The sequence below is a fragment of the Secundilactobacillus collinoides DSM 20515 = JCM 1123 genome (genome assembly GCF_001435975.1).
In the GTDB taxonomy this organism is placed as follows: domain Bacteria; phylum Bacillota; class Bacilli; order Lactobacillales; family Lactobacillaceae; genus Secundilactobacillus; species Secundilactobacillus collinoides.
This window is the reverse complement of the sequence record NZ_AYYR01000054.1, coordinates 52,375-65,543: the sequence shown is the minus strand read 5'-3', so window position 1 is coordinate 65,543 and position 13,169 is coordinate 52,375. Positions and strand designations below refer to the sequence as shown.

Below are 13,169 nucleotides of genomic sequence, written 5' to 3'. Positions count from 1 at the left end.
TGGGCCGTTTTATTTTTTAACGTGGGGGCGTGAATATGCTAAAGTTCTATGGACAGCCAAAATTTAGGCCAAACGGTGATACTCAAGCGCCAATCGGCTATGAGCTTTTCATCCGCGAATACCAAAATAACCAGTGGTGCCTGCCGCAGGATTTCTGCGCCATCACTGCTACCCAAATTCAGCATCTTCTGTCTGAAACCGTTCAGGCAATGCCAAACAACATCGAACTTCTCTCATTTAATCTTGAGCAAATCCAGTTTATTGATCCCATTTTCTGTGACGTTGTCACCAGTGTTCAAGAACAAACTGACATCCAGTTGTTTACCGAACTAACGGAGCGCACTGACCCGCGTGTGACACTCAACCAGCTGGCACGCGCGGCCAAACGATTCAACGACAGAGACCTGTTCGTCTGCATTGACGACGTGGGTACCGGGGACAATACACCTGAACTTGTTTTAAAGTTGGACGATTACATTGATGAGTACAAGTTCGCACTTCAAAATTTCCGACCATTTAACCACATTAGTGACATTGAATCTCACGTCAGCTACTGGTCCCAAATGGCTCAAACGCATGATAAAATGCTCGCAATCGAGGGCATCGAAAATGCAGAGGACTTGGAAACGGTCCGCACAAAATATCCGTGCGACGTCATCCAAGGCTACTATACGGGCAAACCAGCACTGTTACCAGCTGTCGGAACAGCCGGCTAACGGGGGAGAAGAATCATGAAACGTCTAGCAAGGGGCTGGACGTTTTTTTTAGAGTGCAAAACCAAGGACGGTTAAGGAGTGGTGCCTAGTAGTCTTCGCCCGGAAAAGCCTGGGCTTGGCTTTTGCGGGCGAAGGCCACTAGGTGCAACTTCTTGCCCTATGACGCACGTTTAGGCTAGAGAAAATTAATACACTATATATCGCGGGTCTTAAAGTACCGTAAAATAACAACAAGAGTGCAACTCCTTGCCCTGTGGCGCACGTTTAGGCTAGGGAGAATTAATACACTATATAACTAGGTGCTTTAAGAAAGACACACAGAAAGCAAGTTCACCCATTGACCCATCTCGTAAGTCCAGCCTTTATCAAAAAGAACATCAACAATACAATACATACAAAAGAAAAACGTAGCCTACAAATAATCAGGAGACCAATCAACTGAATGCTCTGCCAAGTAAGGCACCGGCAACCTGTATTGATTCAAAAATTAACGCTTACATAGTCAAGACTGGATCAATAGTTGATATTACGTATAAACATGCTAAACTATTTTGATACTTCCGGTTTATCTAGTCTGTTCAAAACATAAAACCTTATCCCTCTCTGCACGCCGTCTAATCAACGAGTTCAGAGCCCCTTTTTTCCATCAAGACGGTAGCCTAAACCGCCTTGATGGCATAAAATAGAGGGGGATTAGATTAACTAAATGAAATGGAGAGATGTTTTTATGACAAAACGAATCAAAGGTTCTTGTACCACGGTTCTTGTTGGTAAAAAGGCCTCGATCGACGGTTCAACGATGATTGCCCGTAACGAAGACGGTGCCGGTCCGTTAAACCCGCAAAAATTCATTCTGGTCAAGCCAGAAGACCAGCCAAAACATTACAAGGCGGTTTTAAGCAAGGTTGAAATCGACCTGCCTGACAACCCATTACGCTATTCATCAACACCTGACGCAACTGACGGTCACGGAATTTGGGCCGCTGCCGGAATCAACAGCGACAACGTTGCGATGACAGCGACTGAAACCATTACTTCAAACTCACGAATCTTAGGGGTTGATCCCCTGGTTGACGACGGAATTGGTGAAGAAGACATCACCACCATTACGCTACCATACATTCACTCTGCTCGAGAAGGTGTGACGCGTCTCGGTGCCCTGCTCGAAAGATATGGTACTTACGAAATGAACGCTATGGCTTTTTCTGATAAAGATGAAGTCTGGTACTTCGAATCGATTGGCGGCCACCACTGGGCAGCCATCCGCATTCCAGATGATGCCTATGTGATTGCACCAAACCGGTTGAACATTTCTGACTACGATTTCGATTCTGAGGACACACTCTTTGCGGCTGACTTGCCAGAATTGATTGACACATACCATTTGAATCCGGATTTAAACCAGGTCAACCTGCGCCACATCTTTGGCAGTGCAACTATCAAAGATACCCGTTACAACAACCCGCGGGCATGGTACGGTCAAAAGTACTTCAACCCAGAATTTGAAACTGACCCCATCGATCAGGACCTGCCATTTATTTGCCGAACGGACAAACAGATCAGTGTTGAAGACCTGAAATTCGTCCTGAGTTCCCACTACCAAAACACTGAATACGACCCATACGGTACCGGTTCTGAGGCAGACAAAAAGAAGTTCCGGCCAATTGGTATCAACCGGAACCAAGAATTACACATCCTGCAAATTCGTAACGATGTTCCCGCTGAAATTGCCGGCATTCACTGGTTAGCCTTTGGCCCGAACACGTTTAACGCCGTTATTCCGTTCTACGCTAACATCAACGACACACCAGAGGCATACAAGAACACCACTAGCAACTGCGATCCAGCCAACATGTACTGGTTGAGCAACATTCTGGCGCTCTTAGGTGACAGCAACTTTGCTCTGTATGAAGATCAGGAAAACCTGTTTGAAGAAAACACGGTTGCTGACTGTCGCAACATTCAGATCAAGGCTGACAAAGAAGCCGCTGATGAATCTGATGTGACCGCCTACCTGACTGACGTAAACGCAAAGATGGCCGATGTCGCAAAGAAGTATGCGAACACCTTGCTCGGTCAAATTTTAGCGCTTGGCGAACCAAAGATGAAACTGCAGTTTACACTTAACGATTAATTGAATAGTTTGCTGTTTAAAAAGGCGCCCTTTTACGGACGGGCGTCTTTTTTAATCGTAGCTGGTTCATTTTTTAAGCAATTTTCAAATGAGTCATAATGACCACGTGTAAAAAACGTCCTCACCTAATCAGCAACATCACTAAACGTCTTCCGTCCATCCCGCGGCGAGAACCGGGTCAGTAAGAAAATCACCGATACGATTCCCAGTACAATACAGTACCAGCTGTAAGGGACGATCGACACCGCAGATATTTGCGCAATGCCAGCCGCCATCAGTAATTGACCGCCATATGGAATCAACCCCTGTCCCACGCAGGAAAAGACATCGAGAATGCTTGCCGTATATGATTTTGAAATATGGTAGGTATCTGCCAAGTCGTTTGCGATGGGTCCGGCAATCATGATTGAAACGGTATTGTTTGTCGTAATCACATCCAATAACAGGATCAGGAACGCAATAGCAAACTTACCACCAACCGGACCATTGGCACGCTTTGTGATTTTATCCAGCAACCATTGAATACCGCCCATGTGCGTCATCAGCGCTGCCAACCCGCCGACAATCAGCGAAATAAACGCAATATCGCCCATTGATAGCATCCCCCGGTGAATCGCGTCAAGCGCCGCTACGAACCCGAAATCGCCATATATCAAACCGATGATGACCGCTGAAACGATACCCAGCGTTAGAACGATCATGACATTGATGTTCATAAACGACAGGCCAATCACAATAATGTATGGCAAGATTTTGATCCAGTTGATCGTCCCCAAATTACCGACGTTACCGCTACCGACAGTCACCGTTGCCAGCAAAATAACCGTGATCAGCACAGCTGGCACCACCATGATGGTGTTCGTTTTAAACTTATCAAAAATTGTCACGCCCTGCGTTTTAGCCGAAACGATGGCGGAAGCTGAAATCAGCGATAAATCATCGTCAAACATGCCGCCGCTGACCACGACGCCAGCCATCAGCGGCATGCTGATGTGACCAATTGTGGCAATACTGGTGGCAATCGGCATTAATGCGGCAACGGTCCCCATCGATGTCCCCATGGCAAAGCTGATAATGCAGCCAAGGATAAAGACCCCCGGCACCAAAAATGGCCGTGGTAAATACGTCAGACCAATGTTGGTGACCGTTTCAACCGCGTGCATGGATTTCGTGACGTAGTAAAACCCACCCGCCAGCATAAAAATAACGATCATAAGGATCATCGTTTCCTGCCCAGCACCTTTAAAAAACACGGTGAGTTTATCTTCAAAGGTATCGGCCTTATTGTCGCCCTTCAGTGCCAGCGCAACGATACTGGCCAGAATCATGGCAACGAGTAACGGCATGTTGTCGAAGCTTCGGGTAACGATACCTGAACTAATGTAAATGACCAAAAAGAAGATCAACGGGATCAACCCAATGAAATTTCCTTTTGGATGCTCTTTCTTCTGCAAAAAATTCCCTACTTTCTAATAACCCCCTTCTATTTTATAGGTTGTGGGCAGATTTCTCATGAGGGTTTGGTAAGAGAGAGTGGAGCAAGGCGCCTAGGGGGCGGAGCAGAAGTGACTCTGACCCGAAAAGTCCGGGTCTGACTTTTTGGCTCAGTGTCGCTTCCACAGCAGCCCCTACCTGCCGCACCTAATTCTGTCCCAATCACCTAACCACAAAAAAAGACACTGGGCAACAACCCCAAGTGTCTATAGTACATATGCTACAATCTCATCATTTCGCCGAAACCGCATCCCAAATCATCGCCCGAACCGGCGAAAAATCTGTCGGATAGCCATGGTTTCGAACCAGGTCGCTATACCTGCGAACCAAACTAAATACTGCGGTCATATGCAGTTGCGGATCAACATTCTTCAAAATACCAGCGTCGATGCCCGCCTGCATGAGTCCCTGCACGCGCTGGTCGCTGCCCGGCAATGCCTCATCCGTCAGCACTGGCGACTTCGGCATCGCCTTGATCTGTTCCAAAATGGCCATCGTGTCCCAGTCGGTCATGGCAAGCTCGCCCATCGCGTCAATGTAAGCTTTTAGTTGGGCGGTCAAATCCCCTTTCTGACTAATATGGTCATCAAAAAAGGCTTTGACCCGCGCCTGTTCGTGTTGAAACACAGAAATCAGCAGCTCATCCTTGTTCTTAAAGTAAATGTAAATATTGGACTGCGCGATGCCGACCTGTTTGGCAACCTTGGTCGTGGAAACCGCCGCGGCACCGTCCGCAATGATGATAGCTCGGGCAGCTTCAATAATTTGTTCAGTTTTGTGTGCGTCTTTTTTCTTCATATCTTCAATGATACCGAAATTTCTGAATAGTTCAAGTTGACAAAGGATAGTGTTATCTTTTATAATAGCCATCATAAAAGATAACACTATCCTTAAAAAGAAGGCTACTCTATGAAAATCACATTAATCGGCTCACTGGGCCACATCAACCGCTACACGATTCCCGCACTCGTCGCTCAAGGTCACGAGGTCACCGTCATTACAAGTTCGCAGGATCGGGCAAACGCAATTGAACAACTTGGCGCTAAACCCGCGGTCGGCTCGATTTTTGACGTTGCATTCCTCACCAAGACGTTCGCTGGGGCCGACGCCGTATACTTAATGGTAACGGCATTCCTTGGCCATGAAACAGCCGATGAAGCCGCAACGCAACTTGCGAATATCTACAAACAGGCCTTGATCAATGCTGGTGTTAAACGGGTAGTCAACCTCAGCAGTATCGGTGCTGACCAGGGGAAAGAAGTCGGTGTCCTGTACATCTATCACATCATTGAAGGCATCCTAGCCACCATCCCCGATCTCAAGCTAACCAACGTCCGCGCAGTCGGCTTTTTCTCAAACATGTACGGCAATCTGGCAACCATCAAAGCACAACACGCTATCGTGCACAATTTTTCCGATGGTGTGCAAACTGGGTGGACTGACCCGAAAGATATCTCGGCAACCATCGTCTCAGCACTGAATGACGATACCCTGACCACGGGCGTTCGTTACGTCATCAGTCAGTGGTTGACTGGTAAGCAGATCGTAGCCGCTTTTGCCAAGGCGCTGAACCTGCCTGACCTGCACTGGGTAGAAGTCACTGATGACCAGCTAAAGGCATCCATGCTGCAGTCCGGTGCTTCAGAGGACAATGCACAAGGCTTTACACTAATGGGGTCAGCCCAACGCAACGCCAGCTTCTACGCAGATTTACGTGCTAATGCCCCGGAATTAGGCAGCGTTAAACTTTCGGACATCATGCCCGGATTGGTTGCCGCTTATCAAAAATAACTGTTGATCGATTGTTGGAACGGGACTAGTCAAACGTTCAGCAGATCTCTGAAGTTGCCGTTCTTAGTCACATAACAGAAACGAGTTGCACAAACCAAAGACTGGAGCAGAAGCAGACTATTATTAAAAATAGTCCGCTTCTGCTCCAGTCTTTAACCGGTTTTTTCCACGCTCTAGCGCGTTAACCCAAATGCAGCAGTCCAAGCACCACAAAAAACAGCGGTGGCACCAGCAACGATGGTAACAAGTTCAACGTGTGCATTTTTTTAATACCCAAAATACTCAGACCCGAAGCCAGGATCAGCACGCCCCCAACGATTGATATCTCATTCAACAGCGCGTTGCTGATTGCCGCGTGCATCAAGGTTGCCAACAGATAGATACTGCCCTGCCAGACAAATAAAACAACCGCCGCGGCCATGATACCGACGCCAAAGGAAGATGCTAAAACCGTTGACGTAATGCCATCGAGCATGCCGTTTGTCAGCAAATAAGTATAGTTGTGTTTCAATGCCGCCTCAATGGGGCCGACGATGGATAATGTCCCGATACAAAAAAGTAAAATTGCCGTTGAGAGGCCCTCAGCGAGGTTGCTTTTGCCGGAAAATCGGGCCAATAAGTGATCAAAGTGTTCTTCCAACCGCCACCACTGCCCCAGCAGCCCGCCCAGTGCTAAACTCACAATGAATAAGACCGGATACTTGCTGTTTGGCATATGCTGAATACTGGTGTTCAGTCCAAGAAGGACGACCGCCAGTCCAAGCGCCTGCATCAATATCTCGTGGTAAGCGGGTTTGATACCCTTCTTAAAGATGCTGCCCGCTGTACTGCCAATGATGATCATTACCGTGTTAAAAATTGTGCCAATCATAGTGTGTTTATCCCTTCAAATGTCTTTTACTAAGAATAAACCCTCCAGTAGGGGACGAGTCAATTGCTAATCGGCATCTGAATCTCGGTTAAATAATCCTTCGGCAGGCTAGAAACATACTGGTCGATGATGGTTCGTTCAATGGCGTTGCCGGTCACTTGGGCGCCGTGCTGTGAAACGCTAGCCAGCATCGCATCGTACACGTGGTCGGAATCGCTGTGATTACCGTTGTAGTAACAGCACACATAGCGGCCCGCGGGAATCGTGATTCGTAATTGACTGCTGGTGTCATCGTGATCAACGAAAATGAACACCGCGTTATAGTTGTGGTAATGATGGGCCAGAACCTGGTCCGCGGCTACCGACAGCCCGACCCCGCCGATGAAGATCGACGGGGTTAAATTTGCGGCGGCCTGCAGTTGACGCAGGGAGAGTTCAAACTCCGGCTCATCATGAATGACGCCAGTCAGTTTGACGGCGTATCGTTCAGGCAATGTTTTGATAAATGGTACCTCAAGCTGATGGGCCTTCTGCGCAACATCAAGGTCAGCGATTCGGTTTTCAAACCGGTGCTTTACACGCTCAAGGTCCTGAATTTTAGCCTCGGTCAACCGCTGTTGTTCTTGTAATAATGCTTTAAAATGGTTGATATCACGTTTATCCAAGTGTGCTTTGATTTCCTTTAACGACAGTCCCAATTGCTTAAGGTACTGAATCGTGTTCAACTGTTCAAACTGTTCGGTAGTGTAGTAACGATAGCCAGAATCCGGCGCAACAATGGCCGGTTTGAACAAATCAATTTGATCATAATACCGCAGCGTTTTAATTGTCGTTTGGTGAATTGCGGCCATTTCACCAATTGAAAACCGGTTTTGCAAGTCACTTCCCACCTTTCTTGTCCATATGAATGCCTTCAATGTAACAAAGCGTGACCACCAAGTCAAAACCTGGTGGTCACGCTTTTTATTGTTGATTTAATGCCGCACTATCTGGCTGTCCAACCACCATCAGCTTTAATTACGTCACCGTTAACAAAATTGGAGTCTTCGGAGCCTAAGAACACCGCCACTGCGGCGATCTGTTCCGGTTGGCCCATTGGTGAGTCGTTCGCACCAGTGGCCGCAATTGCTTGGCCGCCTAACGGATCCGGATCGGTAATGCTGTTCCCAATGTTTGTGGCAACGCTCCCCGGTGCAATGGCGTTGGCACGAATATTGCCGAAGGTGCCATAAGTTGCTGCAATATTCTTCGTTAATCCTAATAGGCCATGCTTAGAAGCGGCGTATGCTGCCCCACCGCGGGCGCCAAACAAACCACCGACCGACGCATTGTTGATAATCACGCCGCCGTGCTCCTGGTCCTTCATGACATTGATGGCTTCCCGGCTAGCTAAAAACGGCCCTGTCAGGTTAATGGCGATGACTTTATTCCAGAGATCATCTGAAACATTGCCCACCGTCTTAAAGTTGTCCATGATACCGGCGTTATTGACAAGAATGTCTAGGGAACCGTAAGTGTCAACAGCCTCTTTGACAAGGTTTTTGATATCATCTTCCTTCGACATATCTGCCGTGACACTGGTTGCGGTGTCCCCCGCTTCTGTGATTGCCTTTTCTACTTTATTTAAGGTCTCCGCGTTAATATCCGCCAGCACAACTTTGGCGCCTTCATGCGCGTAGGCTGTCGCGATGGCCAGTCCCATTCCAGAACCTGCACCGGTAACAATCGCAACTTTATCCTGTAATTTTCCCATAATGAGTTAACCTCCTAAGGTAGCCGATAACAGCAATGTATTCGTTTTCATAATCTCACAATACCATTTTTACACGCCAAAGTGGACCAACATGCACTTAAATCTGTGATGTTAAACCACAGTTCACGAATCATGTTGGTTAATCTGGGTAAGTCCCCACCATATTGTTTCACGTGAAACACATTATTTAAGACAACTTTTAGGACTATTACTCTTTTTTTAACGTACACTAGACATAATAAGTATCGATAGTAAGGGGAGAACACCATGGAAAAAACAGTACTGTTGGTTGAGGATGAGCGTGGATTGGTCGCTTCACTGACCGAAGAATTTCAATTTGAGGACTACAACGTCATGACCGCATACGATGGCGAGGAAGCCGTCGAAACTTTTCACGACAACCTCAGTCAGATTGATCTCGTCATTCTGGATTGGATGCTGCCAAAGTTAGACGGGCTCGGCGTTCTGCGTCGAATTCGCCGGGAAAGTGATGTGCCGATCATCATGCTGACCGCCCGTGACTACACTGGTGACAAGGTAGCCGGACTGACTTCTGGTGCGGACGACTACGTCACGAAACCCTTTGACATCGAAGAACTGTTAGCACGCATGCAAGTTGTTTTACGCCGCCCACGCCAATTAGCCGGCAGCGGCACCGATGACGTTTACCAGTTAGACGATCTGGTCGTTGACACCACCAAGCTGCAGGTCACTCGCGGTGATCACAATATTCAACTGACCCAGCGTGAATTCAATCTGCTTTTGGAGTTAATGAAAAATGTTGGCAAAACATTCACCCGCGACGAGCTGCTCGATGCTATCTGGGGTGTCAATTTTGACGGTCAGTCAAACATCGTGGACGTCTATATTCGGTACCTTCGTAACAAAATTGACCGGTTCCCAGATAAGACAAAACTGATTCACACGGTTCGCGGCGTGGGTTACGTGCTATCCGTAAACGATTAAGCGAGGTGTCGCCCATGACAAAATTCAAACAAAACAGTTCCGCCATTATGCTGCGAAGCTTTCTGTTTTTAGTCACGCTGATCATTCTGTTGTCCAGTTTGACCACCGTTGTCGCAGTGGGTCACGAATTGTTAGAAACAAGTGCGTTGAACTCGCAACACATTATTAATAGTTTAAAAAACACGGTCATTGATGGCGACGATGATTGGGAAAACTGGCGCCTCAACAGCACACTGGATACCAGTACCAGTCACGTCCGGGTCCACAATATGCGCAAGGATGCGGACGCCAAATATTACTACTCTCCCGGCACCAAAAATTTATTGGCCCACAAACGCCTCAGGATCCCGCTGACACGCCACCTGTATTACGTTGGCGATAGCGGTTTTGAATACTACAACAGCGGTCACGCCAAAGGCATTGATTACCAATTGTGGGTCAGCCTGGATACTCAATTTGTATTGCTGGCAAGGGTCATCTTGGTTGCCATTTTCATTTTAATTTTGACACTGATCATTACCCCCATTTATATTAAAGTCGTCTCACAGCGAATTACTAAGCCGCTGAGTGCCCTAACAGATAGTGCTGGCGCCGCTTCAACGGGCGATCACCAATCATCGTTTCAGCTTCCAGTACCCAACCGGCCAACGGAGGTCACGGACTTGGCGAATAGTTTCAACCGCTTGCTTGGCCGTCTGTACAAACAATCAGAGCAAGAAAAGCTCTTCATATCCAACGCGGCTCACGAACTGCGAACGCCCATCGCCACTATCCGCAGTCACGCGCAGTTGATTCAGCGGCGTGGGAAAGAACACCCCGAGGTCATCGCCAAATCGGTCAACTATATCAACGATGAGTCGCATCAAATGCAGTCCCTGGTTGAGGAACTTTTGACGTTGTCTCGGGCCGACAGAGCGGTACTTCCGCTGACATCGTATAATTTTAGCGAGGCGCTCAACGATATTGCCGATAAAATGCGGCCACAGTTAAAACAGCCCCTCAACACAACTATCCCAGCTGGCATCCACATCACCGCCCACGCCGACAGCATTGAACAGATCATCATTAACCTGCTCAATAACGCGGGCAAGTATACACCAGCCACCGAACCGATCCAGCTGGTACTCTCAGCCTCGGAAAAGCAAGTCCGCGTCCAAGTCATCGACCAGGGCACCGGGATTACTGACGAGGATAAAGCCCATATTTTTGAGCGGTTCTATCGCAGCAGCGACATCCGCGGCACGATTGCCGGCACTGGCCTAGGGTTGGCCATTGCCCGTCAATTAGCCGAATTGAACCACGCCCAGTTAACGGTGATGGATAACGTTCCGCACGGCAGCATTTTCTCGCTGATATTTGATTACGGTAAGGAACCTCACAGTGAAGAACAAAAATTAGAATAAAACGCAAAAAGGAACCGTTACGGGTTCCTTTTTTTGCGCTCTTCTTCTGTTGTGGACCTGTTTGTTGACCCATTTAGCTGGAATGGCGGCAACTTATTGATGTGTTGCAGGTTTTTGACTTGGTGCCTTTGTTTGGTGCCTTGTTTTGGTGCTTCGTTATAACCTAGCCGAAATGTGCTTCGCAAGGCAGGCGGCTACTTCAGAAGCGACTCTGGGCACAAAAGTCAGGCCCGGACTTTTCTGCCCAGAGTTGCTTCTGCCCCGCCCCCTTGGCGCCTTGCTTTGCACGCTACAACTTTATCGGTGCCGTCGCGTACTTCTGTTCCAACGCATTAATATCATCCAAACCAATAAACTTGTTGAACTGCGGAAACGTGACCATTTGATCCATTTGGTTCTTAGTCGTTCCAAGGGTGACCATATCCTTTAACAACCGTTCTGTGGCAAAGGTTTCCGTGTAGACCAGGACGTTCGGGTGCACGGCGATTGAGAAGCCCATTTCATGAATTTCTTCGTTGGTCATCAACGGCGTCTTCCCGTTTTCGATCATGTTTGCCATCACCGGCACGTCTGGGAAACTGTCGGCAACTTTTTGCATATCTGCCTTGGTTTTCGGTGCTTCGACAAACACGAGGTCGGCGCCCGCTTCGTGGTAGTGGCGGGAACGGTCGATAGCGCTTTGCAGGCCCGTAACCGCGTAGGCATCCGTCCGTGACATAATCAAGAAATCATCGTGCTGACGGGCGTCAACAGCGGCCTTGAGTTTGTTGATCATAACGTCTTCGGGCACGATGGTCTTACCGTCCATGTGACCACAGCGTTTTGGCCAGGTCTGATCTTCAATAAACAAACCGGCTGCACCCATGCTTTCATAAACACGTACCAGACGGGCAATGTTTTGTTCATCGCCATAACCAGTGTCAGCATCAATGAACACGGGAATATTAACGGCGTTGATAATTTCCCGGGCACTGTTGCTCATGAGGCCGAAGTCAGCGATACCGCGATCAGGCTGGGCTAACTTATTAGCTGAGGTTGCGTAACCGGCTTGAAAAATCGCTTTAAAGCCTGTCCGCTCAGCAATTTTTGCGCTCAAGGCATCCGGTGCCACCACCAAATTGACCAAGTCGCCACTGAAACACATTTGTTTAAACGCTGCTCTCATTCGATCTGCTTTTGTCATTAGTTAGCCTCCACTTCTGCGTTAAATGCTTGAACTGCTTGCTGTTCCGCCTGCTTACGAGCTGCTGAAACGGTCCCAGTATGGAAGACCGTTGTAAAATGGGTCTCCTGTTGCGCGTCAAAATAGCTGTCACGCACATCGTTGATCACAGCGCCAATGGACTGGGTCACTGCCAGGGCATCAACGTCGGCAAACGCTTCTTCGCTGACGTGGCCCACCACAATAACATCGGCGAGCTGGTGTTGTTTCAAATAAGCCACGCGCTTTGCTAAACCGTCAGCACCGTAATCTTTAACCCCATCGAGTTCCGCAAACAACAGTGTGTCTGGGTCGTCGAAAGCGTCCTTGGCCGCCTTTAACTTCGCCACAAAATCACTGAATTCAATGCTTTCCGCTTCGTCATTTGCCGTGTGCGCTGGGAAAATCTGGTCGTTGATCACGATGCCGGCCGCGCCAGAACGTTCCAGATCCTGAACCACGAAATAGGTGGTCAATTGATTCCCAAATCCAGATTGAGCGTCCACGATAACCGGACCAGCAACGTTTTCCTTCACGTGGCGCAATACGTCGCTGACCTCTGATGGTGAGGTCAACCCTTCGTTTGTTTGGGCTATTTGCGCCTGCACAACGTCATAGCCGTTGAGGTATGCGGCTTCAAAGCCGGCTTCTTGCACCGTCTGTGCAGACTGTGCATCCGCAACTCCGGGAACGATGACTTGTTGCTTACTAGTAAAACTTGCTGCTGAAATTGTCATATGTATGCCTCCGTTTATTAAAAACAAATTAGTGATTGTCTGCAATTCTAACGAGTAATCCACGCACAAAAAAGGTCACTCTTTCATCATGACGTGATGAAAA

12 protein-coding genes are annotated in these 13,169 nt (G+C 48.1%); 5 read left to right on the top strand and 7 right to left on the bottom strand.

Annotated elements, in window-relative coordinates; genetic code table 11:
• Positions 1-35 precede the first annotated feature (35 nt).
• Both FC82_RS09780 and FC82_RS09775 read left to right on the top strand, forming a co-directional pair.
• Positions 36-716: an EAL domain-containing protein gene (locus FC82_RS09780; RefSeq protein WP_054759743.1), complete on the top strand. Its 681-nt coding sequence runs from the start codon at positions 36-38 to the stop codon at positions 714-716.
• A gap of 727 nt (positions 717-1,443) precedes the next feature.
• Entirely contained in the window at positions 1,444-2,850 is a 1,407-nt protein-coding gene (locus FC82_RS09775) for a C69 family dipeptidase (protein WP_054759741.1), read from the top strand.
• 125 nt (positions 2,851-2,975) lie between these two features.
• On the opposite strand, the gene FC82_RS09770 is transcribed toward FC82_RS09775, so the two are convergent.
• Both FC82_RS09770 and FC82_RS09765 read right to left on the bottom strand, forming a co-directional pair.
• Complete coding sequence (locus FC82_RS09770; RefSeq protein ID WP_056996879.1) at positions 2,976-4,304, bottom strand: Na+/H+ antiporter NhaC family protein; 1,329 nt, start codon at positions 4,302-4,304, stop codon at positions 2,976-2,978.
• Between the two features lie 271 nt (positions 4,305-4,575).
• Positions 4,576-5,142, bottom strand: coding sequence for a TetR/AcrR family transcriptional regulator (locus FC82_RS09765; RefSeq protein WP_065101517.1), 567 nt, complete (start codon positions 5,140-5,142; stop codon positions 4,576-4,578).
• 111 nt (positions 5,143-5,253) lie between these two features.
• On the opposite strand from FC82_RS09765, the gene FC82_RS09760 reads away from it, so the two are divergent.
• Positions 5,254-6,135, top strand: coding sequence for an SDR family oxidoreductase (locus tag FC82_RS09760; protein WP_056996877.1), 882 nt, complete (start codon positions 5,254-5,256; stop codon positions 6,133-6,135).
• Between the two features lie 181 nt (positions 6,136-6,316).
• Here FC82_RS09760 and FC82_RS09755 read toward each other — a convergent pair whose 3' ends face one another.
• From FC82_RS09755 to FC82_RS09745, 3 genes are all read right to left on the bottom strand, one after another.
• Entirely contained in the window at positions 6,317-7,006 is a 690-nt protein-coding gene (locus FC82_RS09755) for a DUF554 domain-containing protein (RefSeq protein ID WP_056996876.1), read from the bottom strand.
• Between the two features lie 59 nt (positions 7,007-7,065).
• Entirely contained in the window at positions 7,066-7,884 is an 819-nt protein-coding gene (locus FC82_RS09750; RefSeq protein ID WP_056996875.1) for a MerR family transcriptional regulator, read from the bottom strand.
• A 107-nt stretch (positions 7,885-7,991) separates the two neighbouring features.
• Positions 7,992-8,759 (bottom strand): glucose 1-dehydrogenase, encoded by a 768-nt coding sequence (locus FC82_RS09745; protein ID WP_054759728.1) that lies wholly within the window; start codon positions 8,757-8,759, stop codon positions 7,992-7,994.
• 267 nt (positions 8,760-9,026) lie between these two features.
• Here FC82_RS09745 and FC82_RS09740 point away from each other — a divergent pair, with 267 nt between their 5' ends.
• Together FC82_RS09740 and FC82_RS09735 are read left to right on the top strand one after the other, a co-directional pair.
• On the top strand, positions 9,027-9,725 hold the full coding sequence (locus FC82_RS09740; RefSeq protein ID WP_056996874.1) for a response regulator transcription factor: 699 nt from the start codon (positions 9,027-9,029) through the stop codon (positions 9,723-9,725).
• A 14-nt stretch (positions 9,726-9,739) separates the two neighbouring features.
• Positions 9,740-11,128: a HAMP domain-containing sensor histidine kinase gene (locus tag FC82_RS09735; protein ID WP_056996873.1), complete on the top strand. Its 1,389-nt coding sequence runs from the start codon at positions 9,740-9,742 to the stop codon at positions 11,126-11,128.
• A 289-nt stretch (positions 11,129-11,417) separates the two neighbouring features.
• Here the strand turns inward: FC82_RS09735 and FC82_RS09730 are convergent, their stop codons facing one another.
• Both FC82_RS09730 and FC82_RS09725 read right to left on the bottom strand, forming a co-directional pair.
• A complete protein-coding gene (locus FC82_RS09730; protein WP_054759724.1) occupies positions 11,418-12,311 on the bottom strand; it encodes an isocitrate lyase/PEP mutase family protein in 894 nt (297 codons plus the stop codon).
• Complete coding sequence (locus tag FC82_RS09725) at positions 12,311-13,066, bottom strand: isocitrate lyase/phosphoenolpyruvate mutase family protein (protein WP_054759722.1); 756 nt, start codon at positions 13,064-13,066, stop codon at positions 12,311-12,313. Before FC82_RS09725 ends, FC82_RS09730 begins: the two co-directional genes overlap by 1 nt.
• Positions 13,067-13,169: the final 103 nt, after the last annotated feature.

Coding starts and splice junctions, on each gene's coding strand:
- FC82_RS09730 (WP_054759724.1), bottom strand. CDS start 12,311: ATGACAAAAGCAGATCGAATGAGAGCAGCGTTTAAACAAATGTGTTTC.
- FC82_RS09755 (WP_056996876.1), bottom strand. CDS start 7,006: ATGATTGGCACAATTTTTAACACGGTAATGATCATCATTGGCAGTACA.
- FC82_RS09725 (WP_054759722.1), bottom strand. CDS start 13,066: ATGACAATTTCAGCAGCAAGTTTTACTAGTAAGCAACAAGTCATCGTT.
- FC82_RS09760 (WP_056996877.1), top strand. CDS start 5,254: ATGAAAATCACATTAATCGGCTCACTGGGCCACATCAACCGCTACACG.
- FC82_RS09745 (WP_054759728.1), bottom strand. CDS start 8,759: ATGGGAAAATTACAGGATAAAGTTGCGATTGTTACCGGTGCAGGTTCT.
- FC82_RS09775 (WP_054759741.1), top strand. CDS start 1,444: ATGACAAAACGAATCAAAGGTTCTTGTACCACGGTTCTTGTTGGTAAA.
- FC82_RS09765 (WP_065101517.1), bottom strand. CDS start 5,142: ATGAAGAAAAAAGACGCACACAAAACTGAACAAATTATTGAAGCTGCC.
- FC82_RS09735 (WP_056996873.1), top strand. CDS start 9,740: ATGACAAAATTCAAACAAAACAGTTCCGCCATTATGCTGCGAAGCTTT.
- FC82_RS09740 (WP_056996874.1), top strand. CDS start 9,027: ATGGAAAAAACAGTACTGTTGGTTGAGGATGAGCGTGGATTGGTCGCT.
- FC82_RS09780 (WP_054759743.1), top strand. CDS start 36: ATGCTAAAGTTCTATGGACAGCCAAAATTTAGGCCAAACGGTGATACT.